Annotated in this window: 18 protein-coding genes; 16 read left to right on the top strand and 2 right to left on the bottom strand. The window is 69.6% G+C overall.

Annotated elements, in window-relative coordinates; genetic code table 11:
* Nucleotides 1–4: 4 nt before the first annotated feature.
* The 9 genes from murG (at nt 5) to N0A24_02425 (ending at nt 10,629) form a co-directional block, all read left to right on the top strand.
* Nucleotides 5–1,081 (top strand): undecaprenyldiphospho-muramoylpentapeptide beta-N-acetylglucosaminyltransferase, encoded by a 1,077-nt coding sequence (gene murG / locus N0A24_02465; GenBank protein MCS7172269.1) that lies wholly within the window; start codon nt 5–7, stop codon nt 1,079–1,081.
* Nucleotides 1,078–2,427, top strand: a complete 1,350-nt coding sequence (gene murC / locus N0A24_02460; GenBank protein ID MCS7172268.1) for a UDP-N-acetylmuramate--L-alanine ligase — start codon at nt 1,078–1,080, stop codon at nt 2,425–2,427. Before murG ends, murC begins: the two co-directional genes overlap by 4 nt.
* On the top strand, nt 2,424–3,326 hold the full coding sequence (gene murB, locus N0A24_02455) for a UDP-N-acetylmuramate dehydrogenase (protein MCS7172267.1): 903 nt from the start codon (nt 2,424–2,426) through the stop codon (nt 3,324–3,326). Before murC ends, murB begins: the two co-directional genes overlap by 4 nt.
* 2 nt (nt 3,327–3,328) lie before the next feature.
* Nucleotides 3,329–4,054 carry an FtsQ-type POTRA domain-containing protein gene (locus N0A24_02450; protein ID MCS7172266.1) on the top strand — a complete coding sequence of 242 codons (726 nt, stop codon included), beginning with the start codon at nt 3,329–3,331 and terminating at the stop codon, nt 4,052–4,054.
* 27 nt (nt 4,055–4,081) lie between these two features.
* Nucleotides 4,082–5,308, top strand: a complete 1,227-nt coding sequence (ftsA, locus tag N0A24_02445) for a cell division protein FtsA (GenBank protein ID MCS7172265.1) — start codon at nt 4,082–4,084, stop codon at nt 5,306–5,308.
* Between the two features lie 19 nt (nt 5,309–5,327).
* Nucleotides 5,328–6,404: a cell division protein FtsZ gene (ftsZ, locus tag N0A24_02440; protein MCS7172264.1), complete on the top strand. Its 1,077-nt coding sequence runs from the start codon at nt 5,328–5,330 to the stop codon at nt 6,402–6,404.
* Nucleotides 6,401–7,528 carry a site-2 protease family protein gene (locus N0A24_02435; GenBank protein ID MCS7172263.1) on the top strand — a complete coding sequence of 376 codons (1,128 nt, stop codon included), beginning with the start codon at nt 6,401–6,403 and terminating at the stop codon, nt 7,526–7,528. The genes ftsZ and N0A24_02435 overlap by 4 nt, the downstream gene beginning before the upstream one ends.
* A 133-nt stretch (nt 7,529–7,661) precedes the next feature.
* Nucleotides 7,662–8,189, top strand: a complete 528-nt coding sequence (gene nrdR, locus N0A24_02430; protein MCS7172262.1) for a transcriptional regulator NrdR — start codon at nt 7,662–7,664, stop codon at nt 8,187–8,189.
* 28 nt (nt 8,190–8,217) lie between these two features.
* On the top strand, nt 8,218–10,629 hold the full coding sequence (locus N0A24_02425; protein ID MCS7172261.1) for an adenosylcobalamin-dependent ribonucleoside-diphosphate reductase: 2,412 nt from the start codon (nt 8,218–8,220) through the stop codon (nt 10,627–10,629).
* Here N0A24_02425 and mutY read toward each other — a convergent pair.
* Entirely contained in the window at nt 10,626–11,654 is a 1,029-nt protein-coding gene (mutY, locus tag N0A24_02420) for an A/G-specific adenine glycosylase (GenBank protein ID MCS7172260.1), read from the bottom strand. The genes N0A24_02425 and mutY overlap by 4 nt on opposite strands.
* A gap of 110 nt (nt 11,655–11,764) precedes the next feature.
* On the opposite strand from mutY, the gene N0A24_02415 reads away from it, so the two are divergent.
* The 7 genes from N0A24_02415 (at nt 11,765) to N0A24_02385 (ending at nt 16,945) form a co-directional block, all read left to right on the top strand.
* The gene (locus N0A24_02415; protein ID MCS7172259.1) at nt 11,765–12,214 is read left to right on the top strand and encodes a helix-turn-helix domain-containing protein; all 450 of its coding nucleotides are present in this window, start codon (nt 11,765–11,767) and stop codon (nt 12,212–12,214) included.
* Between the two features lie 27 nt (nt 12,215–12,241).
* A complete protein-coding gene (locus N0A24_02410; protein ID MCS7172258.1) occupies nt 12,242–12,535 on the top strand; it encodes a ferredoxin family protein in 294 nt (97 codons plus the stop codon).
* A gap of 78 nt (nt 12,536–12,613) precedes the next feature.
* Nucleotides 12,614–13,369 (top strand): peptidoglycan editing factor PgeF, encoded by a 756-nt coding sequence (gene pgeF / locus N0A24_02405; GenBank protein MCS7172257.1) that lies wholly within the window; start codon nt 12,614–12,616, stop codon nt 13,367–13,369.
* On the top strand, nt 13,366–14,073 hold the full coding sequence (locus tag N0A24_02400; protein ID MCS7172256.1) for a YggS family pyridoxal phosphate-dependent enzyme: 708 nt from the start codon (nt 13,366–13,368) through the stop codon (nt 14,071–14,073). Before pgeF ends, N0A24_02400 begins: the two co-directional genes overlap by 4 nt.
* A gap of 52 nt (nt 14,074–14,125) precedes the next feature.
* On the top strand, nt 14,126–14,527 hold the full coding sequence (locus N0A24_02395) for a cell division protein SepF (GenBank protein MCS7172255.1): 402 nt from the start codon (nt 14,126–14,128) through the stop codon (nt 14,525–14,527).
* An 8-nt stretch (nt 14,528–14,535) separates the two neighbouring features.
* Nucleotides 14,536–15,585: an S-methyl-5-thioribose-1-phosphate isomerase gene (gene mtnA / locus N0A24_02390; GenBank protein ID MCS7172254.1), complete on the top strand. Its 1,050-nt coding sequence runs from the start codon at nt 14,536–14,538 to the stop codon at nt 15,583–15,585.
* A gap of 4 nt (nt 15,586–15,589) precedes the next feature.
* On the top strand, nt 15,590–16,945 hold the full coding sequence (locus N0A24_02385) for a glycosyltransferase family 2 protein (GenBank protein ID MCS7172253.1): 1,356 nt from the start codon (nt 15,590–15,592) through the stop codon (nt 16,943–16,945).
* Here the strand turns inward: N0A24_02385 and thiI are convergent.
* On the bottom strand, nt 16,942–18,120 hold the full coding sequence (gene thiI, locus N0A24_02380) for a tRNA 4-thiouridine(8) synthase ThiI (GenBank protein MCS7172252.1): 1,179 nt from the start codon (nt 18,118–18,120) through the stop codon (nt 16,942–16,944). The genes N0A24_02385 and thiI overlap by 4 nt on opposite strands.

Here is an 18,120-nt window from a genome sequence, read left to right as displayed (position 1 = left end):
GGCCATGCGGGTGGTCCTCACGGGCGGAGGAACCGGCGGGCACATATACCCGCTCCTGGCGCTCGCGGAGACGGTGGCGGAGGGCGTGGAGGTCCTCTACTGTGGGACCCCGGGCGGGCTGGAGGCCCGCCTGGTGCCCCGCAGGGGGGTACCTTTTTGCGCGGTCTCCAGCGGTGGGGTCGTGGGCAAGGGCATCCAGGAGGGCATCCGGAACCTCGGCCGCGCGGCGCGGGGAGTGCTGGAGGGGGCGCGGATCCTACGGCGGTTTCGGCCAGACGCGGTGGTGAGTACGGGGGGGTACGCGGGCTACCCCGTGAGTCAGGCGGCCCTGTTGCTGCGGATTCCCCTGGTCCTCCTCGAGCCCAACGCGAAACCGGGAGTGGTGACCCGCCTTCTGGGACGGTTCGCGCACGCGGTGTGTGTGGGGATGCGCGAGGCGCTGGCGGTGTTCCAAGACCGAGGTGTGTGGACCGGCACGCCCCTGCAGCCTTCCCTGTGGCGGGGAAACCGGAAGCGGGCGGAGGCGCGGTGGGGGTTGGATCCGCATCGAACCACCATCCTGGTCCTGGGGGGAAGCCAGGGTTCTGCGGCCATCAACCGGGCGATGGGGGAAGCGGTCCGGTACCTGCGGGACCGATCCGACCTACAGGTGCTGCATCAGACCGGCTCTCGGCGCGCAGGTGCCATGGCACCCCACCAGGACGGCGCGCTCCGCTACATCCAGGTGGACTACGTCGAGGAGATGGGAGACGCATATGCGGCGGCAGACCTGGTGGTGGCCCGATCCGGGGCCAGCACCTGCGCGGAGATCGCGGCGCTGGGGCTTCCCGCGGTGCTGGTACCTCTTAGGGCCGCCTCCGGCCACCAGCTGGAGAATGCCCGGGTCCTGGAGCGGGCGGGAGCCGCGGTGGTGATCCCGGACGAGGCCCTGGACGGCGTCCGGCTCGCCCACGCCCTCGCAGAACTCCTGGCCGATCCGGGGCGGCTCGTGCGGATGCGGGAGGCGGCTCGAAGGCTGGGTCGGCCCGATGCCGCGGAGGCGGTCTGGCGCGTGGTGCACCGGACCGGGAGGAGGGGATGATCCACTTCGTAGGGATCGGCGGCGCAGGGATGTGCGGGCTCGCGGAAATCCTCCTCTCGGAGGGGCGGAAGCTGAGCGGCTGCGACCTCCGGTGGGGTCGGCCCCTAGAGCGGCTGGCGGCGCTCGGGGCACGGGTGCTGGTGGGCCATGATCCCGCCCACCTGGAGGGATGCGAGCTCCTGGTGGTTTCCCGCGCGGTCCCGCCCACCCAGGAGGAGATCGTGTGGGCCAGACGGCTGGGAATCCCCGTGTGGCCCAGGGCCCGGATGCTGGCGGAGCTGCTGCGCGCCCGGTTCTCCCTGGGGGTCGCGGGGACCCACGGCAAGACCACCACCACGGCCCTTACTGCCACCGCCCTCGCGGCCGCGGGGTATGATCCGTGCGTCCTCGTGGGCGCTGAGGTGCGGGAATTCTGCAGCCATGCCCGGGCGGGCAAGGGGCCCGTGGTGGCAGAGGTGGACGAGAGCGACGGATCCCTGAGGGAGGTGGCGGTCAACGCCGCGGTGGTTACCAGTATGGACCTCTCGGACCACGCGGACCACTACCGGACCTGGTCGCAGCTCCAACAGACCTTCGCTTCCTTCATCCGGGCAGTCCCCTCGGAGGGCTTCGTGGTCCTGTGCGGGGAGATCCCGGAAGTGGCGGCGTTGGCGGAGGTGAGCCGGGCGCGGGTTTTCCGGTACGGCTTCGGGACAGGGGAGGTACGGGCTCGAATCCTCGGGCGCAAGGGCCTGCAGGTCACCTTCGCGGTGACCGTGGAGGGTCGGGAACAGGGAGAAGTCCGGCTCCCACTGCCCGGGGCGCACAACGTGCTGAACGCCACCGGGGCCCTTGCCGCAGGACTGGCCTTGGGGGCACCGTTCGAGCTCATGGTGCAGGCCCTGGAGCGCTTCCAGGGCATTTCCCGGCGGTTCGAGGTGCACTGCTCCGATCCCCTGGTGGTGGACGACTACGCGCACAACCCCGTGAAGGTGCGGGCGTTCCTGCGGGCCCTCCGGGAGGTGAAGCCGGACGCCCGCATCCTCGCGGTGTTCCAGCCCCACCGGTACTCCCGAACCGCCACCACCTACGCTCAGTTCGCCCAGGCCTTCGATGACGCGGACGAGCTGGTGGTGACGGAGATCTATCCCGCGGATGAGCCACCCATTCCCGGGGTGAGCGCCCAGCTCATCGTATGGGCGGTCCAGCCTTATCGCCCAGTGGTGTGGATTCCGGATCTGGAAGGGGTGGCGGAGTACGTCCGGGGTCGGTTGCGCTCCGGGGACGTACTCGCCACCATGGGCGCAGGGGACGTGTGGAAGGTAGCCCGATGGGTGACGGAATCCCTGTGCGGAGAGAAGGGGTGAGCCGCTCCCTGGTGCAGGACCTGCGGACCGTCTGCCGGGATGTGCGCCTGGAGGAGCCGTTGAGCCGCCACGTCTCCTTCCGCATCGGAGGGCCTGCGGAGGTCCTCCTCCTGCCCCGCAGCCAGGAGGAGCTGCGGGCCGTCCTGCGCCTCCTGTTCACCCGGGGCGAACGATTCATAGTGCTCGGGCGCGGCTCCAACGTGCTGGTCTCCGACCGGGGAGTGCGGGGTGTGGTGGTGAAGGTGGGGCAGGGCCTGCACCGGGTTCGGTGGGACGGCACGGAGGTGGTGGCGGAGGCAGGGGTCGGGCTTCCAAGCCTCTCCTACCAGGCTGCCCGCCGGGGGCTTGGGGGGCTGGAGTTCGCCGCGGGGATTCCGGGGTCCGTGGGGGGCGCGGTGGTGATGAATGCGGGGGCTCACGGCCATTGCATGGCGGAGACGGTCCGGGAGGTGCGGGTGGTCACCCCGCGGGGGGAAGAGGTGTGGACGAACGCGGCCCTGGGGTTCAGCTACCGCACCAGCCGACTGCAACGACAGACCGCGGTGGTCCTGGAAGCCGTCCTTCGGTTGCGGCCGGGGGATCCCACGGAGATCCGCTCCCGCATGGAGGAGTGGCTGCGGCTACGGGCCTGCACCCAGCCCGTAGGCCCGCCCTCTTCCGGCTGCATTTTCCGCAATCCGCCGGGCGAGGCCGCGGGAAGGCTCATCGAACTCGCAGGCTGTAAGGGTCTGCGGGTGGGCGGAGTCCGGGTCTCCACCCTGCATGCGAACTACATCCTCAACGAGGGCGGCGGCCGGGCCCAGGACGTTCTCCGGCTGGTGGAGACGGTACGGGACCGGGTGCGGCGCGCCTTCGGAGTGGAGCTGGAACTGGAGGTTCAGCTGGTGGGGGAGTTCTGACCATGCGGTGGATGCGGGGATTGCGCTTCGGCGCGGTGATGTGCACCATCGCCGCGATCTTCTCCTTCCCACATTCGTCCCTCTTCGCCGTCCGCACCGTGGTGGTGTTGGGGAACCAAACCCTTCCGGAGTCCGAGATCCTCCGTTGGGCCGAGCTGCACACGGGCGTCCCCCTGGCCCGTATCCGGACGGAGGAAATCGCCGCGCGCCTGCTGCGGCATCCCCACATCCGCACAGCCCAGGTGGAGTTCCGGTGGCCGCATACCGTGGTGCTCCGCATCACGGAGCGGCTCCCCGCTCTTGCCGTGGTGGCGGAGGGGCATGTTCTGGTGGTGGACGGGGAGGGCATAGTGCTGGACGGAGAGAGGGAGGACCTCCTCCCCCTCCTCGTGGCTTTCCGGGTTCCTCCCGCCCCGCCCGGCACGCCGCTGACCTCCCCCCAGCTGCAGGCCGCGGTGCGGGCTTTGGCGGCTCTCCCGAAGGAGGTGCGCGATCGGCTGCTGCTGGTACGGCTTCTCCCGGAGGGAGAGCTTTCCCTGCAGCTGCGGATCGGCCCCTGGGTGCGGGTGCCGCTGGAGGGTGATCTCCAGCGGAACGTGGAGGTGGCGGAGGCGGTGGTGCGGGCCATGGAGCAAAAGGGGATCTCGGTGGAGTCCGTGGACCTCCGGTTCGGGGATCGGGCCATCGTGCGCCCCCGAGGGAGGACTCCCGAGACTCCCGTGGAATAGGGCAACCACCCCGGATGGAGGAAGGCGGTGGCGAGACCACATCCGCTGGTGGGTCTGGACATCGGGACCACGAAGGTGTGTGCCGTGGTGGCCCAGGCGGAGGCAGAGGACCAGCTGCGGCTCCTAGGAGCGGGGACCGCGCCCTCCGCGGGCCTCCGACGGGGCGCGGTGTCGGACCTCCGCGCGGCCACGCAGGCGGTGGAGCGGGCCGTGGAGCGGGCGGAGAAGGCCGCGGGCCGTGAGATCCGGTCCGTATACGTGGCGGTCTCCGGGGATCACGTAACGGGCCAGAACACCCGGGGCGTGGTGGCGGTGAGCTCCCCCGATCGGGAGATCTCCTCCACGGACGTGGCCCGGGCTCTGGAAGCTGCCCGCATGAGCGCGGTTCCCGCCGCGGACCGTGAGGTGCTCCACGTGCTGCCACGACACTTCGTGGTGGATGGAACGGACGGCGTGCGCAACCCCGTGGGGATGTACGGGGTGCGGTTAGAGGTGGAAGCTCACGTGGTGACCGGATCCAGCACCCAGGTGGCGAACCTCGTGAAGTGCGTGGAGCAGGCGGGCCTGGAGGTGGAGGGGCTGGTGCTTGCGGTGCTGGCCTCCGCGGAGGCCGTCCTCACCGTGGCGGAGCGGGAGCTCGGGGTGGCGGTGTGCGAGGTAGGGGGTGGGGTCACGAGCCTTGGCATCTTTCAGGGCGGAGCCCTCTGCCACACCGCGGTGGTCCCTGTAGGTGGCCAGCACATCACCAGTGACCTCGCGGTGGGCCTGCGCACCTCCCTGGAGGAGGCGGAGCGGATCAAGCTGCGCTTCGGGGCCGCCACCGCCCGCATGGCGGAGGAAGGGGAACTCCTGGAGGTGGCGGAGATCGGTGCCCAAACCCCAAGGATCGTCCCGCGGCGGGGGGTGTGCGAGATCATCGAGGCCCGGGTGGAGGAGCTGCTGGAACTGGTCCGCGCGCAGCTGGAACGGTGGGGGCCCGTGGCCCAGCTGCCCGCGGGGGTGGTCCTCACGGGGGGCAGTACCCTCCTATCCGGTCTCGTGGAGCTGGCCTCCGAGCGGTGGGGGCTTCCCGTGCGGGTGGGACATCCTCGGGGAGTGGTGGGGCCCGCGGCCGCGGTGAGCGGGCCGGCGTACGCCACCGTGGTCGGCCTGCTGCTGTACGCGCACCATCAGGCGGTGGAACGCTCGCGAAGGCGGGATGGCGCGGCTCGGGGGATTTTGCAGCGGCTGCGCACCTGGCTTGTGGGAGAATAGCCAAGAGGAGGGGGCGATCATGGCGAACCTGGACCGGGACCTGCGGCGCTTCGCATCCATCAAGGTGGTGGGGGTGGGCGGCGGCGGCAGCAACGCAGTGAACCGCATGATCGCCGCGGGCCTGCGCGGGGTGGAGTTCATCGCGGTCAACACGGACATCCAGGCCCTAGCCCTCTCGCAGGCGGAGCGCAAGATCCACATCGGCAGCAAGCTCACCCGGGGACTGGGAGCTGGAGGGGATCCGGAGATCGGCCGCCAGGCCGCGGAGGAGAGCAAGGACGACCTGTACGACGCCCTGGAGGGCGCGGACATGGTGTTCGTCACCGCGGGGATGGGCGGGGGCACCGGTACCGGCGGGGCCCCCGTGGTGGCCCGCATCGCGCGGGAGCTAGGGGCCCTGGTGATCGGGGTGGTCACCAAACCCTTTGCCTTCGAGGGCCGCCGGCGCGCGGCCACCGCGGAGGAGGGAATCCGCCGGCTCAAGGAGCAGGTGAACACCCTCATCACCATTCCCAACGACCGCCTGCTGCAGATCATCGACCGCAAGGTGAGCCTCATCGAGGCCTTCCGGGTTGCGGACGACGTGCTCCGCCAGGGGGTGCAGGGGATCGCGGATCTCATCACGGTACCGGGCCTCATCAACCTGGACTTTGCGGATGTGCGGGCGGTGATGTCGGAGGCGGGCAGCGCCCTCATCGGGATCGGAGTCGCCAGTGGGGAGGATCGGGCGGTGCGGGCCGCCCAGGCGGCCATCAGCAGCCCGTTGCTGGAGACCTCCATGGACGGCGCCCGGGGCGTGCTCATGAACGTCACGGGTGGACTGGACCTGGGACTGGTGGAGGTGAACGAGGCCGCCCAGATCATCGCCCGGACCGCGGATCCGGACGCCAACATCATCTTCGGCGCGGTCATCGACGAGGGCATGAGCGATGAGGTGCGCATCACCGTGATCGCTACGGGGTTCGAGACCGCCCAGATCCCGGTACAGGAGCCCCTGCCGGAGCGAGAGGCCGCGCCCAAGCCGGAGCCGCAGCCCGTGCGCCTCATCGACGACTACCTGGACATCCCCACGTTTTTGCGCAGACGCGGCTCATGATCCCCTCGGCGGACGATCTCGCCCTCCTCGTACACCGTCACTTCCCGGTACGGGAGACGTGGGTGCAGGACGGCCTCCCCGTGTTTGCGGTGTTGCCCACCCACGATCTGGAGGAGCGGTTCGAGGCCCTGCGGGAGGCACTCCGGTCGCAGGGACAGATGCCGTTGCTGCGCCGCCGGGACGGGACCGTGCTCCTCACCGTGGTACCCAAGCCGCATCCTCCGCTCGCCCGCCTGTGGCTGCACGCAGCGCTCTTCCTGGCCACGGTGGCCACCACCTTCGCCACGGGCTACATCGGATCCCTCCGGTTCGCGGAGGTGCTGCAGCGGGTGCCGGACGCCGTCCTGCGGGCGGGGTACGCCCCGGAGCCTCTCCGGGACGGGTTCGTGTTCAGCGCCGCGCTGCTGGGGATCCTCCTGGTACACGAGCTGGGGCACAAGCTGGCGGCCCGCATCCACGGGATTGACGCCAGCTGGCCCTACTTCATCCCCTTTCCGCCCGTGATCCTGGGACAGGTGTCCATCGGGACCATGGGGGCGGTGATCGTCACCCGGGAGCCTGCTCCCAGCCGCAATGCCCTGTTCGACCTCGGAGCGAGCGGACCTCTCGCGGGCCTGCTGGTCGCCATTCCCCTCCTCCTGCTGGGCCTGGACCGCACGGTGCTGCTGGACCTGCGGCGGATCCTCCCCCACCTGGGGGGTCTGCCGGCCTTTCCCTTCCCCTGGTCCGTGACGCGCCTGCTGGAGTGGCGGTTCGGCGCGGGTGCGGAAGTGGTGTACTACACGGATCCGCTCACGGATGCCGCGGTCATCGGGCTCTTCGTCACCGGCATCAACCTGCTTCCGGCCAGCATGCTGGACGGCGGGCACGCGGTGCGGGCTCTGCTGGGCCCCCGGTGGCACCGGGTGGCCTCCTACGCCGCGGTGGTGCTGTTGCTCCTGCTGGGCCTCATTCCCATGGCCATCCTGCTCCTGTTCCTCACCACCCGCGGACACCCAGGACCCGCCAACGACGTCTCCCCCCCCTCCGGCTCCCGGATCGCGGTAGGGATGCTGCTCCTGGTGGTCTTCCTCCTGGCCCTCCCCCTCGACTACTTCCTCCTCCCCCTCCGCCTCCTCCAGTAACCGCGCGGAGGAGAGACCCTGGGGAATCGCGCACCTTCGGAGGATTTTGACGGCTTGACCCCGACCACTTTTTGCCACAATATTTAGAGGTGGACCCAGAGGGAACTCTCTAGATCTAGGGGCCGATGGGGAAATGCGGTGTCCGTACTGCGGGTATGGGGACAGCCGGGTGTTGGATAGCCGTCCGGTGGAGGAGGGGAATACTATCCGACGGCGGCGGGAGTGTCCCCGGTGTGAGCGGCGGTTCACCACCTACGAGCGGGTGGAGGCGGTCCCCCTCATGGTGGTGAAGCGGGACGGCCGGCGGGAGTACTTTGATCGCTCGAAGATCCTCACGGGGTTGCTCAAGGCCAGGGGGAAGCGTCCCATTCCCATCGAGGCCCTGGAGGCCCTGGTGGCGGATGTGGAGCGGGTGGTGCGCCATCGGGGCGAGGCGGAGGTTCCCAGCAGTCTCATCGGGGAGCTGGTGATGGAGCGGCTACGGTTCCTGGATGAGGTGGCCTACGTGCGGTTTGCCTCCGAGTACCGGCGGTTTTCGGACGCGGACAGCATCGTGGAGGAGGTGGCCCGGCTGCGGGCCCAGAAGGCCCGGGAGGAACTGCTGCGGCGCCAGATTCCCCTTCTGCCCGTCCCGGAGAACCAGAGCAACGGGCGGTATTGAGGGCATGCCATGAAAGGAGGAGGGCGCGATGACCACCGTTATGGAACCCAGGACCCTCTCCGAGGAAACCCTCCGGTGGTTTGCGGGGGATGAGCTACGCGCCCGGGTGTTCCTGGACAAGTACGCCCTCCGGGATGCGGACGGCAACATCCTGGAGCGCACCCCGCCGGAGATGTGGGATCGGGTGGCCCGGGAGATTGCCCAAGTGGAGCCTACGGAGGCCCTGCGCCGCGAGTGGGAGGAGAAGTTCCGGTGGTTGCTGGAGGACTTCCGGATGGTGCCCGGAGGCCGCATCCTCTTCGCCGCCGGGAATCCCCGTCGGGCCACCGCCAGCAACTGCTACGTCATTCCCATCAAGGGGGACTCCCTGGAGGACATCTTTGAGTGGTGCAAGGAAGCGGCCCGAACCTATTCGCTGGGCGGCGGGGTGGGGGGAGACATCAGCGTGCTGCGGCCCCGCGGGAGTCCCGTGAACAATGCGGCCATCACCAGTACGGGTGCGGTGAGCTTCATGGAGCTCATGTCCACCACCACAGGCACCATCGGACAGGCCGGTCGGCGGGGCGCCCTCATGATCACCATCGCCAACGACCACCCGGATGTGGTGGAGTTCTGCTCTATCAAGCGCAACCTCGACCGGGTGCGCTACGCCAACATCAGCGTCCGGGTCTACGACGACTTCATGCGGGCCGTGGAGAGCGATGGGGAGTACGTGCTGCGCTTTGCGAACGAGAAGGCCCGCGTGGAGCGTCGGGTTCGCGCCCGGGACCTGTGGAAGGAGCTCGTGGAGGGAGCCTGGGGATGGGCGGAGCCCGGTGTCATCTTCTGGGACACCGTGAAGCGGTACTCCACCAGCGAGTACGGGGGCATGGAGGTTCTCACCACCAATCCCTGCAGCGAGATTCCCCTGGAGGCATACGGATCCTGCAACCTCGCCAACGTGAACCTGGCACGGTTCGTCCTGGATCCCTTCATGGATCGGGCCCGGGTGGACCTGCAGGCCCTGCTGCGGGCGGTCCGCTACACGGTGCGGTTTCTCGATGACGTCCTGGACTACAACATGGACCGGCATCCTCTCCCGCAGCAGCGGGAGGCAAGTCGCCGGGCCCGACGGATCGGGGTAGGGTTCACGGGGCTGGGGGATATGCTGGCGCAGCTGCGGCTGCGGTACGACACGGAGGAGGCCATCGCCTTCGTGGACGGGCTCTTCCACCGCATCAAGAACGCGGCCTACGAGGCCTCCGCGGAGCTCGCCCGGGAAAGAGGGCCCTTCCCCGCCTTCGATCCGCAGCAGCATTTCTACCGGGACGGAGCACCGCACCCCTTCCTGAGGGGGCTGGATCCGGAGGTGCTCCAGAAGTGCCGCACCTGGGGACTGCGGAACGTGGCCCTGCTCACGGTCCCGCCCGTGGGCAGCGGCGCGGCATTGAGCGGGGTCACGAGCGGGATCGAGCCCATCTACGATCTCTTCTACCTGCGCCGCAGCGAGTCCCTCAGCCAGCGGGAGTTTAAGGTGTACCACCCGCTTGTCAAGCAGTACATGGATGAGTTCGGCTGCGACGAGGCTCACCTGCCGGAGTACTTCGTGACAGCCCACCGCATCGCTCCGGAGATGCGGGTGCGCATGCAGGCCACCATCCAGAAGCACATCGACCACAGCATCAGCTCCACGGTGAACCTGCCACGCGAGGCCACGGTGGAGGACGTGGAGCGGATCTACTTCCTCGCCTGGAAGCTGGGCTGCAAGGGCATCACCGTGTACCGGGAGGGGAGCCGGGAGGACATCCTCCGCAGTCTGAGGGAGGAGAAGCCGCAGGAGGGGGAGACCCGATCGAGCACCCCGCGGGCCCCGGAGACCCCGGATGCTGGACGCAGGGCCGTGGCAGTGCGGGTGCGCCCCAAGGTCACCCAGGGACGCACGGAGCGCATCGAGACCCCCCGGGGCCGGGTGTACGTGACGGTGAACGAGGACGAGCTGGGGGTGTGCGAGGTGTTCGTGGAATCCCTGGACGTGGAGGCAGAGGCCATCGGGCGGCTCAGCTCCCTCGCCCTACGGGCTGGGGTGGACGCCCGGGAGGTCATCGAGCAGTTGTGGCGGGTGCAGTCCAAGGAAGCGGTGATCGACCGCAGCAGCGACGGCACGCCCGTGCGGGTCAGTACCATCGCCCAGGCGGTGGCCCTGGCCCTCGGCCGGACCCTGTACGGGGAGGGCTTTCGACCCGACCGGGAGTTCCCGCGCGCGGCAGTTCTCCCCGAGCCGGTGCCGCGCGCCCGCCAGGAGCGGCTGCGCTTTGCTCCCGCGCAGCCGCTCCCTCCCTCGGGAGCGGCGAACGGGGCTGTGCCCGTGGAGTTCGCGGGCATCTGCCCGGACTGTGGGGAGAATTTGATCTACGAGAATGGGTGCGCGGTGTGCCGGGCGTGTGGGTACTCCAAGTGCTAGGTCTGGAGCCGTTCGAGAATCCGCCGGGTCGGTGCGGGCACCGGGATCTCCGGGGTATGGGGGGAGGTGAAGCGACCTACCGCGGGCAGGGAACCGGGGGAGACTTCCACCACCTGGAAAGTGGCCAGGAAGTGGGTGAAGGCGTGCCGCAGGGTCGCGAAGACCTTACGGTTTCGGCGTCGTAGGCGGACGCCTAGGACACGTTCGAGTCGGGGCCGGGCCTGCCTCCAGGTCCGGGCCTCCACCTGGGGGAGAATCCACAGCCCACCCCACAGTCCCCTCGGGGGTTGACGCACCAACAGCACTCGACCCTCCGCGTCCCGCACGAGGACGGCCACGAAGTGGCGGTGGGGCTTGGGAGAGTTTGCCCGACGTACGGGAATGCGGTCCTGGATTCCCTGAGCCGCGGCCCGGCACCACCTCCGCACCGGGCACACCCCGCACCGGGGAGCTCGTAGGGTGCACACCGTGGCACCCAGGTCCATAAGGGCCTGGTTGAACTCCCCGGCTCGGCCCTGGGGGAGCAGGGCCTCCAGGGCCGAGCGGATGCTCGAGCGAGCCCGGGGATCCGAGAGCGGATCGCGGACGGCCAGGAGCCTCGCCCCTACCCGTAACCCGTTGCTGTCTAGAGCCAGCACGTCCTGGCCGAAGGCGATGCTAGCAACCGCGGCCGCGGTGTAGGGACCGACCCCGGGCAGGGCGCGCCATCCCTCCATAGTGGCGGGGAAACCGCCCTGCTGCACGATTCGACGCGCGGCCCGGTGGAGCCCCCGAGCCCGGGCATAGTACCCGACCCCAGCCCAAATCCGCAGGATCTCTTCCTCCTCCGCCGCGGCCAGGGCCTCCACCGTGGGAAAGGCGGCTAGGAAGCGGTGATAGTAAGGGATGGCGATCTCCACCCGGGTCTGCTGCAGGAGGACCTCCGCCACCCAGATGGCATAGGGGTCCCGGGTCTCCCGCCAGGGGAGCGAGCGCGCGGCGCGGGCATACCACCGGAGCAATGCACGCGTAAAGGTGGGCTCCACGGAGCAGGGAATTCCCTGCAAACGTACTGGTTCCTCTGGTAGTTCCAAATTTGGAACATCCGACGGTTGTATTCCCGGATTGAGCGGGAGTAAACTGGAGAGGGTGTTCCATGGTAGGAACAGCTGATCCGGCGGAGTCCAGGGAGCGCGCACGGGCGTTCGGCAACTACATCCGGTCCCTGCGGCAGAACTTCTACGGCCGGGGCAAGGGGAAGAGTCTGCGACAGCTCAGCGAGGAGACCGGGATCCCCCTCAGCGTGCTCTCCCGGGGGGAGCGGGGCCTGCAGGATCTCCGCAAACCCTGGTACATCGAGCGGCTGGCCCCTGCCCTGGGGGTTCGGCCCTCCGTGATGAAGCGGGTGGCGGCCCTGGTGACCCCCATGGACGTGGTGGAACTGCGCAGCACCCGGCCCGAGCCCGCGAGTCCGGTCCTGTGGGCCCGGCTCCAGGCCAACCTCGAGAAGCTGCGGGCGGCCCCCGCGGACGTGGTGGAGGCCCTGCTCCTGTACGTGGAGTTCCTGGTGGATCGCTTCCAGCGTGGCGAGCGCAAGGCAGTTTAGCCAAAACCCCACCGTGAGGAGGGAACGATGGCGTACGTGATCGCGGAACCCTGTATCGGAACCAAGGACCGGTCCTGCGTGGAGGTGTGCCCGGTGGACTGCATCCACCCACGGGCGGAGGAGGACCAGGGCGAGATCATGCTCTACATCAACCCTGACGAGTGCATCGACTGCGGTGCCTGCGAGCCCGTCTGCCCCGTGCAGGCCATTTTTGCGGAGGCGGACGTGCCCGAGCAGTGGAAGGAGTACGTGGAGATGAACGCGGACTACTACCGGCTGAGCCGGGAGGAGTTCGCGGAGAAGTGGGGCCGGGAGCCCTAAGTCGGAGCCGCCCGGAGTGCGCTTCTGGCGCGGGAGGGAACCCCCTCCCGCGCCCGTTTTGTCTAGCGGATGGATCCCATGCCCTTCGGAGGGGACTTCGAGCCCGTAGAGGTAGAGGGGCTGTGGTGCCTGCGGAGCAGGCTGCTCCAGGAGGCGACCTCCGTCCGACATGCCTTCACCACCCGTCGGGCCCGCGCCGGATTCCCTGATCCCCTTGCGGATCCCGCCTTCCGGGCTCGCCTCCTGGCGGCTTTGGGTTTCGATCCACACCGGACCGTGGCACTCGCCCAGCGGCACACCGCCCGGGTGGTGGTGGCGGAGGAGCAGGATGCGGGCAGGTATCTGGGCGTGGCGGACGGCGTGGTGACCGCCACGCCTGGCCTGGTGCTGAGCGTACGGACCAGCGACTGCCTCCCCGTGCTCCTCGCGGACCCGGGGGCGGGGGTGGTGGCGGCCGTGCACGCGGGATGGCGGGGGCTGGCGGGAGGGATCCTGCAGCGCGCGGTGAAGACCATGGTGGCCCGGGGCGCCCGGGCCGACCGCCTTACGGGGGCGGTGGGTCCTTGCGTGGGCCCGTGCTGCTATGAGGTGGACGCGCCCGTGGTGGCGGCCCTGGAGCCCTGGGTGGAGGGAGCCATGGAGCCCACCCGCCCCGGCCACTGGAAACTGGACCTGCGGGAGGTGGCCCGCGCCCAGCTCCGGGATGCCGGAGTATCCTGGGAACGGGTGAGCCTGTGTCCCGCCTGCACCGCATGTCACGCGGAGTGGTTCTTCTCGTACCGTCGGGACAGGCGGGTGGGTCGCATGGAGGGTCTCATCTCCCTGGGACCATGAGGGTGGAAATCGGACCAGATCTGGTGCGGCAGAGGCTCGAGAGCGTGCGGGCGCGCCTTGCAGCCGCCTGCGCCCGCTCGGGGCGGAACCCGGACTCCGTGCGCATCGTGGCGGTCACCAAGGGGTTTCCTGTGGAGGTGGTGGTGGCCGCGGTGCAGGCGGGCGTAACGGATCTGGGGGAGAACTACGTGCAGGAAGCCCGGGCTAAGGTCCAGGCGGTGCCGGGGGCCACCTGGCACCTGGTGGGTCACCTGCAGCGGAACAAGGCCCGGGAGGCGGTCCGGTTGTTCCCGTGGATCCACTCCCTGGACTCCCTCCCCCTCGCGGAGGAGCTGGATCGCAGGGCTGTGCGACACGGCAGGAGGCCCCAGGTGCTCATCCAGGTGAACGTGGCGCAGGAGGCGCAAAAGCACGGCGTTCCGCCTGAGGAGGCCGTGGGGCTCGCACAAGCCGTGCTGCGGCTACACGGGCTGCAGCTGCGGGGGCTTATGACCATTGCGCCCCTCAGCCCCCATCCGGAGGGGATCCGGTGGGTGTTCCGGACACTGCGGACCTTGCGGGACGACCTCGCGCACCGCCTGGGCTTTCCCCTCCCGGAGCTCTCCATGGGGATGACGGACGACTTCGAGGTGGCGGTGGAGGAGGGCGCTACCCTGGTGCGCCTGGGCCGGGCCCTCTTCGGGGAGCGGCCGGAGAAGGGATAGGGAGGGTGAGGGGCGAATACGCAGCAGGACCACGGAAAGCGGGGTGGACGGTATGGGAGCCATGGCGCGCCTGATGCAGTTCCTGGGTTTCGACGAGGAGCCGGAGGAGGAACCCCTCCTCGAGGAGGAACCCCGACGCCGCAGGACCCCCATCCTCAGTCTGCACACAAACCGACAGATGGAGATCGTGGTCCTGGAGCCCAAGAGCCTGGAGGAGGCGCGGGGGGCCGCGGACTGCCTCAAGCACCGGCGACCCGTGATCGTGAACCTCCGGGACGTGGAGCGGGAGGTGGCGCAGCGGATCGTGGACTTCCTCTGTGGGGTGGACTACGCCCTGGACGGGCACCTCCAGCAGGTGGGGGAGGAGATCTTCCTGTTCGCGCCCAGCCACGTGGTGATCACGGCTCCCGCGGCCCAACCACCCCGGGCCACGGGTCCCCTCTTCCCCATATAGGCGCGCGGATGTCCCTCCACAGCATCGCCTGGCGCCAGGATGCCCTGGAGGTCCTGGATCAGACCCGTCTCCCCCACGAGGTACGGGTGCTCCGGCTGCGGGGTTGGCGGGAGGTGGTGCAAGCCATCCGGGAGATGCGGGTGCGGGGCGCTCCTGCCATCGGAGCCGCGGGGGCATACGCCCTCGCCCTCGCGGCCCGGGAGGCTGCGGAGGAAGCGGACGCCTTTGAGGCCCGGGTCCAACAAGCGGCGGAGGAGATCCGCAGGGCGAGGCCCACCGCGGTGAACCTGCACTGGGCGGTAGAGCGCCTGCTGCGGTGCCTGGATCCCCGCCGGGATCCGCGGGCCAACGCGGAGGCCTTACTCCGGGAGGCACACCGGATTCTAGAGGAGGATCTGGAGGCGAACCGTCGCCTGAGCCTCCTGGGGGCCGCGCACATCCGACCCGGGGAGCGCATCCTCACGCTCTGCAACACCGGGGCCCTGGCCACGGCGGGGATAGGGACCGCCCTTGGCATCCTCCGGGCGGCCCATGCCTCGGGGAAGGGAATCCATGTGTACGTGTGCGAGACCCGCCCGGTGCTACAGGGAGCTCGGCTCACCGCCTGGGAGCTGCTGCAGGAGGGGATTCCCTTCCACCTCCTCCCGGATGCGGCCGCGGGGTGGCTCATAGCGCGGGGGATGGTGGACCGGGTGATCGTGGGGGCGGACCGGATCGCGGCCAACGGGGACGTGGCGAACAAGATTGGCACCTACACCCTCGCGGTTCTGAGCCGGCATCACGGGGTTCCGTTCTGGGTGGCGGCCCCGCGCACCACCGTGGATCTCGCCACGCCCAGTGGAGCCGCCATCCCCATCGAGTCCAGGGATCCCCGGGAAGTCACCCATGTCGGAGGGATCCCCGTGGCGCCGGAGGGGACGCCTGTGCTCAACGACGCCTTCGACGTAACGCCCGCGAAGCTGATCACCGCCATCGTCACGGACGCGGGGATCGCTCTCCCCCCCTACGAGGAATCCCTGCGGCGCCTGGTCCAGACCCCGAAGCCTCTGGAGGTCTAGCACCATGCGGGCCCGGCGGCCGGAGGTCCTGCTCTGGGTGGTGGCGGGGGGAGTCGTGTGGGCGGCCCTCCTCTCATACAGTGTCCGTACCCACGATATCCGGTGGCTGCAGGTGGTGCTTCTTGTCTACTCCCTCTACGGCATGGGCATGCACCTGCTCGGGGTCGTGGCCCGGTTCCGGCCCCGGTCCGTGCCCTCCATGGATCGCCTTCCCTTCGTCACCGTGCTCATCCCCGCCCGCAACGAGGCGAGGGTGATCGGCCGCAGCGTGCGCTCCAGCTGCTCCCTCCGCTACCACGACGCTCAGGGGAGGCCCCGGTTCGAGGTGATCGTGCTGGACGATGGGAGTACGGACGGGACCGCGGAGGTGGTGCGGGCGATCCAGGACTCCCTCCCCGTGGTACCCCGGGTGGTGCAGGTCCCGGAGAGTGAAGGGGGCCGGAAGGCATCGGTACTGAACGTGGGGATGCGGCACGCGCGGGGGGAGCTTGTGGCGGTGTTCGACGCGGATGCTCGCGTGCACCCGGAGTTCCTGCTGCGGGCGGTCCCGTACCTGCTGGAGCCGGGGGTGGTGGGGGTACAGGGTCGGCGGCTCTTCTACCATCCCGTGCGCACGCTCCTGAGCCGGGGACAGGAGGTGGAGTTCCGGGTCTTCCAGACCCTCATGCAGCGGGCCCGGGAGCACTTCGGCGCGTGCGTGCTCCTGGGGGGGAACGGCATGGTCATCAACCGCCGGGCCCTGCTGGCTCTGGGAGGCTGGAACCCCCTTGCCCTCACGGAGGACACGGACCTCGCCATCCGGTTCTGGGCCGCGGGCTGGAAGGTGCGGTACTGCGAGGAGGCGGTGGTGTGGGAGGAGTCCGTGCCCGGTTGGCGGGGCCTCGTCCGCCAGCGCACCCGATGGTCCGAGGGGGCCCTCATGGCCCTGGGCGACTACTTCTTCGGGATCCTCCTGGGACGTACCACCCTCTTCCAGAAGCTGGACTTGGTGTTCTTCCTCACGGGCACCGTGGCGATCCCCGCGGCCATCTTCGCGAGCTACGTCTACGGCGCGGCCCTGTTCCTGCGGAACCTGCTGGAGCCCCTCTACCTTCTACCCATCGGCCGCGCCCTCGCCCCGGAGGCCACCAACGCCGCCTTCCTCCTGTTCACCGGAGCCCTCGCCACCGCCATCGGGACCCAGATGGGCTTCCGCCCGGTGCGGGTGGTGGGGGCCCTGTTGAGCTACCTCCTCATGGGCTCGCACCAGATGCTGACAGCTCCCCTCGCCCTCCTCCGGTACGTCAGGGATACCCTCGCGGGCCAGGGGGAGTGGCTGAAGACGGAGCACCGGGGCGCGCCCCGAGCGGAAGCCGTCTAGCCCACGAAGGTGGGCTGGGAAGAGGGGATCTCCTCCACGCCTGCCACCACACGATCCACCAGCTCCTCCACGGGCAGGACGCGTTCTGCTGCCTCCACCTCCTGCAGGGAAGGCCGGGTGCGGGGGTGACGGGGCACGAAGAGGGTGCAGCAATCCTCGTAGGGCAGGATGGAGAGCTCGTACGTGCCGATGCGCTCCGCGAGGGTCACGATCTCCTGCTTGTCCATGCCCACCAGGGGCCGCAGCACCGGCAGGTGCGTTGCCGCCTCGATCACGTGCAGGGCCTCTACGGTCTGGCTCGCCACCTGCCCCAGGTTCTCCCCGGTGACCAGGGCCCGCGCGCCCGCGGCCTCCGCCAGCCGCTCTGCTACCCGCATCATCATCCGCCGCATCACCAGGGTCCACAGGGGCTCCGGGACGCAACGCCCGATGGCCTGCTGGACCTCCGCAAACGGCGCCACGCGGAGCCGCAGGGGGCCCGTCCACGTGGCAAGCCGCTCCACGATGCGCACTACCTTCTCCTTCGAGCGCTCGCTCGTAAAGGGGAAGGTGTGGAAGTGCAGGGGAAGGATCTCCATCCCGCGCCGGGCCATCATCCACAGGGCCACGGGGCTGTCGATCCCCCCCGAAAGCAACCCCACCGCGCGCCCTCCGGTCCCCACGGGGAGGCCTCCGGGGCCGGGATGCGTCCCGGTGTACACGTACGCCTCCTCCCGTACCTCCACACCCACCTCGATCTCCGGGTCCTTCATGCGGGCCGCCAGTCCCGGAAACCGCTGGAGGAGAAGGGCACCCAGGTGCCGCTCCAGGTCCACGGACCGGAGGGGGAAGCGGGAGTTGCTGCGGCGGGCACGGATCCGGAAGGTGGCCGTGGTCCGATTGCCCAAGGCCCGGCGCATGGCCTCCACCGCGGCCTCCTCGATGGCCTGCAGCTCCGCGGGGACCAGGAGGGCGGGGCTTGCGGAGACCACCCCGAAGGTGCGGGTGATCCGGGCTACCGCCTCTTCCTGGTCCTGGGGGGCCCGCACCACGAACCGGTCAAACTGGTTCTCCACCTCACCCCCTAGGTCGGCCAGGCGGGCACGAAGGTTGCGCTCCAGGTGCCTCAGGAAAAAACCGCGGTTACGGCCCTTGAGCCCGATCTCCCCGTACCGGACCAGGATCACTTCCTCCAT

This window comes from Armatimonadota bacterium (genome assembly GCA_025059775.1).
In the GTDB taxonomy this organism is placed as follows: Bacteria; Sysuimicrobiota; Sysuimicrobiia; order Sysuimicrobiales; family Sysuimicrobiaceae; genus Sysuimicrobium.
Note: the sequence above shows the minus strand (reverse complement) of the source record. Positions and strands in the feature narration are given on the sequence as shown.